The organism is uncultured Winogradskyella sp. (assembly GCF_947495255.1).
Classification (GTDB): Bacteria; Bacteroidota; Bacteroidia; order Flavobacteriales; family Flavobacteriaceae; genus Winogradskyella.
The window spans coordinates 374,456-387,485 of sequence record NZ_CANLYI010000005.1 but is presented as its reverse complement, the minus strand read 5'-3'; the positions used below and the strand labels follow the sequence as shown (position 1 = coordinate 387,485).

General features: G+C 32.3%; 14 protein-coding genes. 1 reads left to right on the top strand and 13 read right to left on the bottom strand.

Annotated elements, in window-relative coordinates:
* Positions 1–11: 11 nt before the first annotated feature.
* From Q0807_RS10180 to cyoE, 11 genes are all read right to left on the bottom strand, one after another.
* Entirely contained in the window at positions 12–1,271 is a 1,260-nt protein-coding gene (locus tag Q0807_RS10180) for an ABC transporter permease (RefSeq protein ID WP_299109317.1), read from the bottom strand.
* Position 1,272: 1 nt separating this feature from the next.
* The gene (locus tag Q0807_RS10175; protein ID WP_299109314.1) at positions 1,273–2,517 is read right to left on the bottom strand and encodes an ABC transporter permease; all 1,245 of its coding nucleotides are present in this window, start codon (positions 2,515–2,517) and stop codon (positions 1,273–1,275) included.
* On the bottom strand, positions 2,510–3,211 hold the full coding sequence (locus Q0807_RS10170) for an ABC transporter ATP-binding protein (RefSeq protein ID WP_299109312.1): 702 nt from the start codon (positions 3,209–3,211) through the stop codon (positions 2,510–2,512). The genes Q0807_RS10175 and Q0807_RS10170 overlap by 8 nt, the downstream gene beginning before the upstream one ends.
* A 141-nt stretch (positions 3,212–3,352) precedes the next feature.
* The gene (locus Q0807_RS10165; RefSeq protein ID WP_299109311.1) at positions 3,353–3,595 is read right to left on the bottom strand and encodes a hypothetical protein; all 243 of its coding nucleotides are present in this window, start codon (positions 3,593–3,595) and stop codon (positions 3,353–3,355) included.
* Between the two features lie 53 nt (positions 3,596–3,648).
* On the bottom strand, positions 3,649–4,194 hold the full coding sequence (locus tag Q0807_RS10160) for a DUF420 domain-containing protein (RefSeq protein WP_299109309.1): 546 nt from the start codon (positions 4,192–4,194) through the stop codon (positions 3,649–3,651).
* 2 nt (positions 4,195–4,196) lie between these two features.
* Positions 4,197–4,964, bottom strand: a complete 768-nt coding sequence (locus Q0807_RS10155) for an SCO family protein (protein ID WP_299109307.1) — start codon at positions 4,962–4,964, stop codon at positions 4,197–4,199.
* Positions 4,957–5,676 carry a hypothetical protein gene (locus Q0807_RS10150; RefSeq protein WP_299109305.1) on the bottom strand — a complete coding sequence of 240 codons (720 nt, stop codon included), beginning with the start codon at positions 5,674–5,676 and terminating at the stop codon, positions 4,957–4,959. The genes Q0807_RS10155 and Q0807_RS10150 overlap by 8 nt, the downstream gene beginning before the upstream one ends.
* A 144-nt stretch (positions 5,677–5,820) precedes the next feature.
* On the bottom strand, positions 5,821–6,267 hold the full coding sequence (locus tag Q0807_RS10145) for a cytochrome C oxidase subunit IV family protein (RefSeq protein ID WP_299109303.1): 447 nt from the start codon (positions 6,265–6,267) through the stop codon (positions 5,821–5,823).
* A gap of 110 nt (positions 6,268–6,377) precedes the next feature.
* Positions 6,378–7,376 carry a cytochrome c oxidase subunit 3 gene (locus tag Q0807_RS10140; protein WP_299109301.1) on the bottom strand — a complete coding sequence of 333 codons (999 nt, stop codon included), beginning with the start codon at positions 7,374–7,376 and terminating at the stop codon, positions 6,378–6,380.
* A gap of 37 nt (positions 7,377–7,413) precedes the next feature.
* Positions 7,414–8,013 carry a cytochrome c oxidase subunit 3 gene (locus Q0807_RS10135; protein WP_299109299.1) on the bottom strand — a complete coding sequence of 200 codons (600 nt, stop codon included), beginning with the start codon at positions 8,011–8,013 and terminating at the stop codon, positions 7,414–7,416.
* Positions 8,014–8,907, bottom strand: a complete 894-nt coding sequence (gene cyoE, locus Q0807_RS10130; protein ID WP_299109297.1) for a heme o synthase — start codon at positions 8,905–8,907, stop codon at positions 8,014–8,016.
* A 149-nt stretch (positions 8,908–9,056) separates the two neighbouring features.
* Here cyoE and Q0807_RS10125 point away from each other — a divergent pair, with 149 nt between their 5' ends.
* Entirely contained in the window at positions 9,057–9,959 is a 903-nt protein-coding gene (locus tag Q0807_RS10125; RefSeq protein WP_299109295.1) for an MBL fold metallo-hydrolase, read from the top strand.
* A gap of 3 nt (positions 9,960–9,962) precedes the next feature.
* Here the strand turns inward: Q0807_RS10125 and Q0807_RS10120 are convergent, their stop codons facing one another.
* Positions 9,963–12,077 (bottom strand): gliding motility protein RemB, encoded by a 2,115-nt coding sequence (locus Q0807_RS10120; RefSeq protein ID WP_299109293.1) that lies wholly within the window; start codon positions 12,075–12,077, stop codon positions 9,963–9,965.
* Between the two features lie 124 nt (positions 12,078–12,201).
* Entirely contained in the window at positions 12,202–12,996 is a 795-nt protein-coding gene (locus Q0807_RS10115; RefSeq protein WP_299109292.1) for an energy transducer TonB, read from the bottom strand.
* Positions 12,997–13,030: the final 34 nt, after the last annotated feature.

Here is a 13,030-nt window from a genome sequence, read left to right as displayed (position 1 = left end):
TATTATTTTTTTTAATCAATTCTTAAAGCATCTACTGGTTTCATTTTTGTAGCACTATTTGCTGGAATGAGTCCTGCGAGCAAACCAGAAACTACTAAAATTATTAAAGCCGTAAATACAACTGACATACTTACACTTGGGTTTGCAAAATTCTGAACTGGTCCTACACTATCTAAAATGGTATTCATAATCCAAATGACAAATGCTGCAAACGAAATCCCCACCATACCAGATAAAATAGTTAAGATTAAGCTTTCTTGTAAAATCTGTGATTTTATAGTCCATGGACTTGCTCCTAAAGCTCTCCTTACACCTATTTCTTTGGTGCGCTCTTTAACTACGATAAGCATTATATTACTGATGCCTATTATACCAGACATTAGCACTAATGCGCCAACAAAATAACCTACAAAAGTTAATATTGAAAATAAACCACTAACACGCTCAAACTGTTCTGACAAATCGAAATGACCTATAGCACGATCATCTTCAGGATGAACTGTGTGTTTCGATTTCATTAATTCGAAAATCTGATGTTTTAAAGACGTGATAGAGACATCATCTACAGCTGTAATAGCCATCCAACCTACTCTATCTCCTCTATTAAATGCTTGACTAAAGGTAGTAAATGGAATATAAATTGTATTTGCATCTTGTTCATCATCACCCTGACTATTACTCATTTTAAACGTCCCGACTACTAAAAAATTTACTCCATTAACTTTAATATATGTTCCTAAAACATCTTCATTTTTATCATAAAGTCCTTTTACAACACCTGTACCAACCACACAAACTTTTCGTTTAGAGTTAATATCTGAATAACTTATAAAACGACCTTGAAGAATATCCATAGGTTGTTGTTTTATATATTCTGGATAATCACCATAAATCTCAAACGCTCCTGTTTTTGTACCTCTAACAACATTATTAGCACCATTATAGCCACCTAATTGGTTTCTAGGCGATACATATTTTAAATTCGGGATTTGGGACTTCAATGCAGCAACATCATCTATTTTGTAATTAAAATAGCGACCTTTTGGCAAACCTTTATAGGGTTTAGATGTGCCTTGCGTCCACATAAACATTGAGTTGGTTGCAAAATCGCCAAAATCTGCGGTTACACCATTTTTAAGCCCATTGGTAAGCGCAAGTAATAACACCAAAATAGTAATTCCCCAAAACACACCAAACGCCGTTAACAAAGTTCTAAACTTGTTAGCATTTAATGCTTCTAATATTTCATCCCAACGGTCTCTACTAAACATATTATTCGTCTCTTAATGCATCTATTGGTTTTATCATTGCTGCTCTGTATGCAGGAATGAAACCTGCCAATGCACCAGCAAACACCAATAAAAAAACTGTTGTTAAAGCAATATTGAAATCTACTTGTGGATATTTTATAAAGTCATTTTCTATATAAGGGCCAGCCAATTCTAATAAGCCTAATCCAAATATTAATCCAAATAAGCCTGCAAACATCGTTACAAAAACAGCCTCTTGTAAAATCATACCAACAATAGACATTGGTAATGCGCCTAAAGCTTTTCTAATCCCAATTTCTTTAGTTCGTTCTTTAACTATAATCAGCATAATATTACCTACACCAACTATACCTGCGATAATGGTTCCTATACCTACAAACCAAAAAACCGCTCTAATGGTTGCGATAAGAGAGTATATTTTCTCTGCTTCTTTTAAGGTATTAAAAACTCTAACTGCACTGACATCATCTGGTGCAACAATATGAATTTCTTTAAGTTGTTGTTCAATACCTTCTGCAATAGCATTAGATTGCAATACCGCTTCATCAAAATTATCAGCCATTTTTACGGTAAAAGCCATATTTCTAATATTCTCACCTGCATTAAATACTTTTTGAGCTGTAGAAATAGGTACGTAAACTTGTCCTTCTTCACGGTCTCCTCCTGGGTCATAGAATACACCGACCACTTTAAAATTCATTCCAAAAATTTGAATATTTTTATTAATTGGGTCTTGTCCTTTAAAAATATCTGTTTTTAATTTATTACCAATAACTGCAACTTTTTTACTACCATCAACATCAGACTGATTAATAAAACGACCAGAACCTATATCTGCATTTTCTATAAATTGGTTATCTGGTAAAGTACCACGCACTCTATAATTTCCTGTTTCGTTATTATAGGAAATATTTGCACCCCAAATTGGGTAATCTCTTGTTCGGTATTCAAAAAACTCATCGTACTTCTGCTCTACAGCATCAAAACTTGAATTTTTTAGCTGAATATATCGACCAGGATTTAAGCCTTTATAACCTTTTGTGGTTACACCTGTCCGTACCGCAATTCTATTGGTTGCATCACTTTCAAATTGAGATTTTACGCCATTTTCTATACCTTTACTAAAGCCAAGAAGAATAACTAATATAAAGATTCCTGAAGCTACAGATAGACCTGTCAAAAACGTCCGCAATTTATTTTTGCTTAACGTTTCAAATATCTCTTGCCAACGTTCTAGATCAAACATGTAGTGAGGCTCTTACTTGTTGAACTGGACTATCATCAATGATTAAACCATCCTTAAGATTAACTATTCGTTTAGTCATATGTGCAATATCATCTTCGTGAGTAACCACTAAGATTGTTTTGCCTTCATCATTAATACCTTGAATAAGTTCCATCACTTCATAAGAAGTTTTGGTATCTAATGCTCCTGTTGGCTCATCTGCCAATAATACTTTTGGGTCACTTGCTAATGCTCTAGCAATTGCTACACGTTGTTTTTGACCACCAGAAAGTTCACTAGGTAAATGATGAGACCATTGTGCAAGACCTACTTTTTCGAGATAATGCATCGCTTTTTCTGTGCGCTCTTTTCGCTTAATTCCTTTATAATACAATGGCATAGACACATTGTCTAATGCACTTTTATAATTAATAAGATTGAAAGATTGAAAAATGAAACCTAGAAATTCGTTTCTATACTTTGCAGCAATTTTTTCATTTAAATTTTTAATAGGGACATTATCTAGAATATATTCGCCTGAATCAGCTTCATCTAGCATTCCTAAAATATTTAATAATGTAGATTTCCCAGAACCTGAAGAACCCATTATAGACACCAACTCACCTTCTTTTACATCAAAATTAATTCCCTTAAGTACATGCAGCGAATTGCTTCCCATGTGATAAGACTTGTGCAAATCTTTAATCTGAATCATAGCTTAGTTGGTTGGTTAATTGAAACCAAATTAAAATTTGGTCTATTGCAATTTTAAGAAAATCTGAATGGTTATTATGCCAACAAATTGTTAATACCTATAATAAGCACTTATCACTAAGACTATTAATAAAAGGAATTGTTACAGTTTTTCGTCTAAAATTTCGACTATATCTGGTTTACTGAATTTTCTGTAGATAATATAACCAAGTGTACCTACCAATATGTATGGCACTGCCATTAAAAACATAATACCATCATTGATACCTTCTGCAGCTGATTGGTCTTCTCCACTTTCTAAAACAGCTCTACACATAGCGCATTGCGCATTTGTATTTAGAAAAGCGAAAAGTAAAAAAATTAAAAAGATGAATTTATTTTTCATTGAACATCCCATTTAGACCTGATAGTTTATTCTAATACTAACAGTTAACGTTATTATGCATAATAAGGCGAAATCATTACATAAACTACAACACCTGTTACAGCTACATATAGCCATAACGGAAATGTAATTTTAGCTATTTTTTTATGACGTTCTATATTATTAGTAATTGCTCTCACATAAGTAATTAGAACGAACGGAATAATAATTACGGATAACACTATATGCGTAAACAGAATAAAATAATAAACATATTTAATTACGCCTTCTCCTCCAAACTTTGTAGAATCGCTCGTCATATGATAAGCGACATACAATACCAAAAACAGTACTGAAAGGGCAATAGCAAATTTCATTAAACCTTCATGACGTTTTCTATTCTTATTCCTTATAGCTACAACTGCGAGTATTAAAATCACAGCAGTTAAACCATTTGTAGCTGCGTAAATAGGCGGCAAAAAGGTTAGTGGCTCTACATCAAAACCTAAGCTCCTTAAATTAACACCAAACAATGCTGCTACAGCAATAGGAATAATAACAGACAATGCAATTATCCACTTATTGTATTTTTTTTCTTTTTCTACGTCAATTGAATTCATAATTACTCTTTTAAAAGCTTAGTAATATCTTCTTTTAAAATGGAAATTTCTTGTGGAATTCCATCTTCGTCAACTCCTACTTCCTCAGGAATTAATCCATTATAAAAAATCATAGGATTACCAAAATTATCTTCTCTAGACCTAATAAATCCTTCTTTATCTATCAAGGCAAAGTTTCCTGAGTGTTCAAATCCTCCTTCTACGCTTTCGTCTTTTGCTGTGTAAAGATTAAATCCTTGATTGGCTAATTTATAAATAACGTCCTCATCACCTGTCATTAAATGCCAGTTAGGGTTGGTGATACCATATTTTTCTGAATAGGCTTTTAAAACTTCTGGTGTATCAATTTCTGGTGTGATGGTGAACGAAGCAACTCCAAAGTTTTTTAAATCTTTGAACTCATTTTGTACTTCCACTAGATTTCTATTCATTATTGGACAAATAGTTGGACACGTCGTAAAAAAGAATTCTACAACATACACCTTACCCAAATAGTCTTCATTGGTAATTGTTTTGCCATATTGATTGGTGAAACTAAATGCTGGTACTTTTTTAGGAGTTCCATTAATTTCTAAATACCTTAAATCACTTTTATTCTCCTTATTCTTTTTTTCTTCAATGGGTGAATTAGAAACATCCTCACTTCGGCTTTCATCTCTGGTAATATCACCTTCATTAATTCTATTCATAATTTTAGGAACAAACATAATCCCAAAAACTAATAAAATAAATGCAATACCAACGTACGAATAATTTGATTTTTTACTCATGGTTTTGTTTTAATTCTTTTTCTCTTCTTGTATTAGAATCATCAAATTTACCTTGTCGCTTTTGACGGTATTCTGTAAATAGTATCCTAACATCATCACTCATCATATTCTTAATTTCAGCAACTTCAATTGTATTATAAGAATAAACGCTAAAAGCAGGTTTATTATCTTCTACTTCGCGTTCTGTTCTTCCATCTAGTCTTCCACGTTGATTGAGGTCTTTATCTATAATAAAAACATCAGTAGAAGATAAATCTTCATCTAAACTTTGTTTTGATTTTAAAGTATTATATAGCATTCTTATTTCGCCCTCAGTACCAAAAGCATAGCGCCAAAACTTTAAATCTTCGTAAGTATTAATCTCTTTCTTAAGTTCTTTTACTTGATCTTCTGTTCCTTCTGGAACAACGATTATAATTTGAAAATTTTTAAAGCCTTTAAATTTATCATAAACCAACTCCTTTAGGTTTAAAGCAGAAATTGATTTTTCTAAAGGCGATTTACCAAGAAATCCTAAAACGGTAATCTGATTTTTTAATCGTAAACTATCTAAATTCTCTGATGAGAGATTTTCAATATCTGAAACTTTTTCATTAACAACATTTAAAGGTTCATAGTTATGCTTTGCAGGATACAGCATTAACAAAAATGCTACAGGTAAAAAGAATAAAATACCGAGAACTATATTACGTTTTACTTTGCTTGCTTCCATCCTTTCTTAACTAAAATTCTAAATATTGTAGTTGGTTTAAAATACCTGTATTTAGAATTGCAAAAATAAAAAAGGTGGTTTAGAAAAACCACCTTTAAATTGTATTTAACACTTCATAAAAGTGTGATATAAATATGTTGTTTTCTAAAAATCTCTTTTTATCAACGCATCTTCACCATTGTATACACTAAAGACATAACCACCTTCTTGTAATAAGATGAATATTAAATAACAGATTAAGAAAACCCCTGTCCAAACAATCATTTTTCTAAAACTACCTGTTTCGTCTCTAAGGTGCATAAAATCCCATGCGATATAATATGCTTTTACAACAGTTAATACAATGAAGATTAAGTTTAAAGGTTTCATGTAAACAAAAGGTGACAAAATAATGTTTCCTAATGTTGCAAAGAAACCTCCTTCAAAAGGAGATATCCAAGTATGCATAAACATTTCTGGTTTATAGATACCCAAAACAACTTCTACTGCTGTAACTATGGTTAAGAAGATTAAAACTCCCCAAATTTTACTTGTGTTAGATTTAAACTTAACTAAACCTCTAAATATTTCTAATTTATGCTCGTGTGCCATAATATAATCTTAATTTCATGTGACTCTATTTATTACTTTTAATAGAAACCATACTGTTCGCTATTAACCATTCTCTAGAGTAACAAAACTTTTTATATGCTCGTTTCTTTTTATACTAAATAGAAGAATGTAAATACAAATACCCATACTAAATCGACAAAGTGCCAGTATAATCCAACTTTCTCAACCATTTCATAACTCCCTCTTCTCTCATAAGTTCCTAAAATAACATTAAAAAATATAATAATGTTAATTACAACTCCAGACAATACGTGGAAACCGTGAAAACCTGTGATGAAGAAAAAGAAATCTGCAAATAGTGTAGTACCATATTCATTAACATGAAGATTAGCACCTTTTACTACAAGCTTACCATTCTCTTTTATTTGTTTTAAAGATTCTTCTCTAGATAATATTGTCTTATGACCATTCTCATCAAGAAGCTGAGTACGAACTAAGATATTATCATTAGCAGCTAAACCTGTATAAATTTCATTTACAGAATAAGGAGGTAATGTACTTTCTTCTACAAACCAAAGTCCGTTTTTACGCTCATGTGCAGCGCGTTCACCAGCTTGAGCAATTGCGATATCATCTATCGATATACGCTTAAACTTTGCAACACCATCAACAGTTACCTTTTCTCCAAACTGTAAAATGTTTCCACCTTTAGTTTGCACTGCTCCATAATCACCTTGAATAAAGGTTGCCCATTCCCAAGCTTGTGAGCCTACGAAAATTGCACCACCAATAATGGTAAGAAACATATAAATGGTTACTTTGGCTTTATTCATATGATGACCAGCGTCCACGGCTAACACCATAGTTACTGAAGACATAATAAGAATAAAGGTCATAAATGCCACATAAATCATTGGCAATTCTTGTCCGTGTAAAAACGGAACGTGCGTAAACACTTCGTCTGCGATAGGCCATTCGTTGATAAACTTAAACCTCGAAAAACCGTAAGCGGCCAAGAAACCTGAAAACGTTAATGCATCAGATACAATGAAGAACCACATCATCATTTTTCCGTAACTTGCTTTTAGTGGCTGATTGCCTCCTCCCCAAGTTTTTTCTTCTGTACCAGTAGCTACTGTAGAATTCATAGAATTTATTTAAATTTTAAAGATTGGACAAAAATAATCAAATTATATATTTAAAAAAATATAAAAACAAAAAGAGCACAAGCCAAAGCACATCTACGAAATGCCAGAAATTAGCTGCTAGTTCAAAACCCAACATATTGTTGGCGTTATACTTTTGTTTAAAATGATTATAAATTACAACAATTAGACATATTAGGCCAGCAATAACGTGCGCTATGTGCAATACAGCTATAACATAGATGTAAGACATTGTAATATTACTGGTAGGACCAGCAAAATGATAGCCAGATGCTATAATCTCACCAAAACCTACAAATTGGCTATAAACAAAACCAATTCCTAAAGTTAAAGTTACTAATAACCATACGGTTACCATTTTTCTGTTATTTTGTTTTAGTGCCTGTTTACCAAGAATAAACGTAAAACTACTTAACAAAATAAGTACTAAACTTATTAAAAATGCTGGTGGCAATTGATATTCAATTAACCAATCTTCATTAAGTCGTTGTTTACTACTTACAATAAACGCACTTACTAAGCCTGCAAAAGACATAATTAAAGAGCCTATACCAAACCAAAGCATCATCTTTTTAGACCTAGCCGTTTTTTCTTGATGTGTTCCTTGTGTTAAATCCATTTATCTCAAAAATTTATCTGCAACATATATAATTTGCAATAATGTGATATAAAATACGCTTGATAGCATGAGTTGCTTTGCTGCCTTTACAGTTCTTAGTTTAAACAGCTTTAATGCATAAGCTAGCATTACCATCCCTAATATAAATACAAGAATAGCACCAACAATAGACAATTTTAAATCTCCTGTAAAACCAAACACAGGCAGAATAGAAGCTATAACAGTCCAAACACTATACATTATAATTTGCACGGCTGTACCTTTATCTGGTTCACCTGTTGGTAACATGTGGAATCCGCCTTTTTTATAATCTTCGTGCAAAAACCAACCAATAGACCAAAAATGTGGAAACTGCCAAAAAAACTGAATAGCAAACAGCATTCCTGGTTCAATACCAAAACTATCTCTTGCCGCAACCCAACCTAACATAAAAGGAATCGCTCCTGGTAAGGCTCCAACAAATACAGATAATGAGGTTTTAGTTTTTAAAGGCGTATAGACACTTGTATACAAAAATATTGAGATAGCACCATACATTGCTGTTTTAGGATTTATCACATATAACGTAATTAGTCCTAAAATTGTAAATGATGTTGCTATAATAAATGCAGTATTCACGGTCATACGACCTGCAGGAATTGGCCTATTTTTAGTCCTATCCATAAGCGCATCTAAATCACGCTCAATTATTTGATTATAGGCATTAGATGCACCAACCATAAAATAACCTCCAAAAGCTAATAAAAGTAAAGTGGTAAAACTTATGGTTTCCGCTCCAAGGAAATAACCAGCCAATGAAGAAAACACAACACTTAAGGATAATCCCATTTTGGTGATTTCCTTAAAATCTGTTACAACAGAAGCTGTTGATACCGATGATTTTGTGCTACTCAAACTGTATAAATTTTATTCCTTTTAAAACGAGTGCAAAGATAGTTTGAAAATTGATTCTAACCAACGTAAAGCCTTAGTTTTAATTTAACAGCATATTTAACTGTAAGTTTGTTTATTTTTATAGGACTAACAGCACTTAAAACTACGAAATGAAAACTGTACAGCACATTTCACTTTTATTATTACTCGTTTCGACTTCAATATTTTCTCAAAACCGGTTTGACGATATTCAAATTAAAACAACAAAACTAACCGAGCATATTTATATGCTTGAAGGTGCTGGTGGAAATATTGGTGTTTCAGTTGGCGACGATGGTGTTTTTGTTATAGATGATCAGTTTGCGCCTTTGTCTGATAAAATTTTAAAAGCGATTAAAGAATTGAGCGATAAACCTTTAAAATTTTTAGTGAACACACATTTTCATGGTGATCATTCTGGTGGAAATGAAAACATGGCCAAAGCTGGTGCACTTATTATTGCTCATGATAATGTAAAGAAGCGTCTAGAAGAAGAACAGCGCGATGGTAGTTTTAAACCAAAAAAGGCATTACCAGTAATTACATTTAACGATAAATTAAACATTACAATTAATGGAGAAAGCGTCGCTATATTTCACACAGAAAATGCTCATACTGATGGTGATGCGCTTTTATATTTTACAGAAAGTAACGTTTTACATACTGGTGACACTTATTTTAATGGTCGTTATCCCTATATTGATTTAAATTCTGGAGGAAGCGTAGATGGCTACATTACAGCTGTAAAGCGCGGCTTAATGGTAATAAATGTAGACACTAAAATAATTCCTGGTCATGGAAAGTTATCTAATATAGAAGAGTATAAAGTTTTTTTAAATATGCTTGAAACCCTAAAAACTACAATTCAAAAAGCAATTGACGAAGGCAAAACTGAAGACGAAGTAAAAATAGACACAAGTCTCACCAAAATCTATGATGATTTAGATTACGGAACAGGTTTTATTAATAGCGAAAAAATTAGAGTAACTTTTTATAATAGCTTGAAAGACCAACATAACGAATCCGAAGATTAAATCCTAAAAATCGGTATACCAATTAAACAAGTCGGTTCTTACACCAAGACTAAACCAAACTGAACCAGAACGTACAGTAGATGCACTAACTGTATCTGGATTGTAATCTCTATAGATAATATTAGTAAATACTTTAAGGTTAGTTGTAGGGTTTAATAAATAACCTGCTTGCAGTTCTGCCATAAAGCTATTAGTCTTATTTCCTTGCCCTATTTGAATACCTGTGTCTGCATTACGGTCATTATAGTCTCTGTAGATATCACCTCCATAAGAAAAACTATCTTCATCAGTATTGTAGTCTAATCCACGTTGACCTATAATCATTTTAGCATCACCAAACCATCTTTTATAATTATAACGACCAATCAATACAAACTCTCTAAAGTTTGCTCCCCAAAGATGTGCCATTGGTTGATTAAAATGTCCATAATTTAAAATTTGTGTATTATGAGAATACGTATAAGGCCTAACTTGATTGTATTCCGCCTGAAGTAATAAATTATCAACCTTAAATGCATTGAAATATTTTGCACCTAATTGAAAACCAAATTTATTTTTCCAACTTTTATCTCCTGCTTTGACATCACTTAATGAAAATTCATCTAAAACAAACTGACCATAAAGGTTTACCTTATTATTCCATTTGTATTTAGAGGTTAAACCCAAAATTGCATTACCTGCACCTTGCCCTGTTTGAAATTCTATTGCTCTAAAAAAAATTATTGGATTTAAGTAATTAACATCAAAACCTCTTCCGTTGGTGTCTGCCCACATAACAGACTCAAACAAACCTATATTTAAACGTTTATTGACATTCCAACTTAAATAATGATTTGCCATATACTTGGTTAAAAAAGCATCATCAACCACAACTTCTGGTCTAACATCCTTTAACCACATCCAAGTACTAGTATATTTAATTTTCCAGAATGTAGCATTCACTTTTAAAAACGGATAAGGACTTGCCACATCACTTTGCAACAATGAACGATAGCCATCACCTATAAAATTCTTACCATGCCCAAATTGAACGTTTAAAAAATCAGCTGGAGTATATGATAAATAGGCCTCAGCAACAGGATAATCATAAGCATCATCCTTAAAGCTCTTTGCTATACCACGACCAGGAATAATAGCCGGATCCGGACCAAAAGCCTTTAAGCTTTCTGCATATTGATTAAAATATTCTGCAAAACGTCCTTGACTTTCATAAACTGAAGCTGTTAAATTAAACCGTTTACCTAAACCTGCTTGAATATTAATACCTCTTGTATTATTCCAAGTAGAATTAAAATCTGCATCAGTATCTGTATCTTTTCCTATTTGAAGATCTAATATAGGATCTACCGTAAACCAAAAATCCTTTCCTTGAACCTCTACTAAATGCTCATTGAATATCTTTTTACCTAACCACGTATCCGTATCCTTAGCTAAACTCTCTTTTTCTGCTTGAATATCATAATATCGCGCAACATCACTATAAACAAAAGGTTTTGCAGCTGTATGACTGTTTGTACCAATAGCATTCATTTCATCATCAAAACGTGCGTAATAAGAGTGCGTAAATGGTATATTTAATTGACTCGTATATTCTAATTTCTCGTAAGGTTTTAATTCTTTTTCAAGTTGATTAAACTCATCTGATAATGTAGCATTTAGGCTGTCATTTTCTGTTAAGACTTCAGCATCTAATTGCTTTACCGGTTCTTCTTTTGGCTCTGCTAACGGAATAGCAATACTTATGCTGTATTGTGTAAAAGTTGGATTGCCGTTATAGGTTGCCGGACTTATTTTTGGAAGCAAATCGAAAACACGTTTACTTTCTGTTTTTAATTCATCATAAATAGCATCAGCATATATAATTTTGAATTCACCTTCATTGGTAACTTCAAACAATAACTGAACATCTCCTTGGTATGATTCGTCTACAACAACTTGAGGTACTTTAAAGTTCTTATAAATGAAAGTATTTAACGTAAAATTAAAGCAAGACTTTAATTGATCTACTGCTACAGAATCACAAGCTTTAAACACAGGAGGCTTTTCATAAGAAGAAAACGTTTGAGCATAACCTAAAGTGGTCATTAGTAGAACAGCAAATAGCACAATGCGCTTCATAAAGGACTAATTTTTAATGTGCGAAAGATACTTAATTTTTTTAGTAACCTTAGTGACAAACTGTGCATAAAAAAAACCGTTATAACAATAATAACGGTTCTAATATGATAGTAACTATTTTGAATTAGTTTCTAATTTCAAACATAATTGGTAATGTATAGATAACTCCTACTGGTTCCTCGCGTTGCAAACCTGGTTGCATTTTAGGTATTTTATTGATTACTCGGTTAGCTTCTTTCTCTAATGCAGAATGAGGCCCTTTGATTTTTATATCCGTAATATTTCCGTTTTTATCAATAGTAAATTGCGTATGAATTCTTTGTCTTCCAGAAAGACCATACTTATAACCAATATTTGTATTAAATTTATTGTTGATTAATTTTGTAATTCTTTCTGACATACATTTTTTACGCTTGTTGTTAGTGGTGTATTTCTCACATCCTGGATAAACTGGAACTTTTTCAATAGCTACAAAAGGAATAGGCTCTAAATCTGTAGGTTCTTCAATAACATCAATATCTCCAATCTTAGCAGGCTGCGTAGAAACTACTGGCTCATCTGGTGCTTTAATAATAGTTTTAATTTCAGGGTGATCATTTTTCACAACCTTAACCTTATCTATTATTTCAATACTTGGTGTTGGCTCTGGTGCTTTTGGTTTAATAACCTCTTCAATAAAAGGTGGTACATAATCAATAAGAACTGGATCGACTTGAGCTATATCGTCCTCAATGATATTGATTTTTTTTTCTTGGAACTGCATTTCGAAAAGTGCATAAGTACCCAATAAACAAAGTATCAACCCAATTTGGAAATAAAGGGTTGAGTTTTTTTGTAAATTTGCATCGTGCTTTTGTGGTTTCTTTGCTTCTGTAGTGCTCTGACCAGCAAAACCGAAGTCTTTTTTAGAATTTTTCATAATACTATTATTTAAATGTTAATATTATGTCAAA

What these genes read in the sequence shown, in the direction of transcription:
- Q0807_RS10180 (WP_299109317.1), bottom strand. Translation starts at nt 1,271, where the DNA reads ATGTTTAGTAGAGACCGTTGGGATGAAATATTAGAAGCATTAAATGCT.
- Q0807_RS10175 (WP_299109314.1), bottom strand. Translation starts at nt 2,517, where the DNA reads ATGTTTGATCTAGAACGTTGGCAAGAGATATTTGAAACGTTAAGCAAA.
- Q0807_RS10170 (WP_299109312.1), bottom strand. Translation starts at nt 3,211, where the DNA reads ATGATTCAGATTAAAGATTTGCACAAGTCTTATCACATGGGAAGCAAT.
- Q0807_RS10165 (WP_299109311.1), bottom strand. Translation starts at nt 3,595, where the DNA reads ATGAAAAATAAATTCATCTTTTTAATTTTTTTACTTTTCGCTTTTCTA.
- Q0807_RS10160 (WP_299109309.1), bottom strand. Translation starts at nt 4,194, where the DNA reads ATGAATTCAATTGACGTAGAAAAAGAAAAAAAATACAATAAGTGGATA.
- Q0807_RS10155 (WP_299109307.1), bottom strand. Translation starts at nt 4,964, where the DNA reads ATGAGTAAAAAATCAAATTATTCGTACGTTGGTATTGCATTTATTTTA.
- Q0807_RS10150 (WP_299109305.1), bottom strand. Translation starts at nt 5,676, where the DNA reads ATGGAAGCAAGCAAAGTAAAACGTAATATAGTTCTCGGTATTTTATTC.
- Q0807_RS10145 (WP_299109303.1), bottom strand. Translation starts at nt 6,267, where the DNA reads ATGGCACACGAGCATAAATTAGAAATATTTAGAGGTTTAGTTAAGTTT.
- Q0807_RS10140 (WP_299109301.1), bottom strand. Translation starts at nt 7,376, where the DNA reads ATGAATTCTACAGTAGCTACTGGTACAGAAGAAAAAACTTGGGGAGGA.
- Q0807_RS10135 (WP_299109299.1), bottom strand. Translation starts at nt 8,013, where the DNA reads ATGGATTTAACACAAGGAACACATCAAGAAAAAACGGCTAGGTCTAAA.
- Q0807_RS10125 (WP_299109295.1), top strand. Translation starts at nt 9,057, where the DNA reads ATGAAAACTGTACAGCACATTTCACTTTTATTATTACTCGTTTCGACT.
- Q0807_RS10120 (WP_299109293.1), bottom strand. Translation starts at nt 12,077, where the DNA reads ATGAAGCGCATTGTGCTATTTGCTGTTCTACTAATGACCACTTTAGGT.
- Q0807_RS10115 (WP_299109292.1), bottom strand. Translation starts at nt 12,996, where the DNA reads ATGAAAAATTCTAAAAAAGACTTCGGTTTTGCTGGTCAGAGCACTACA.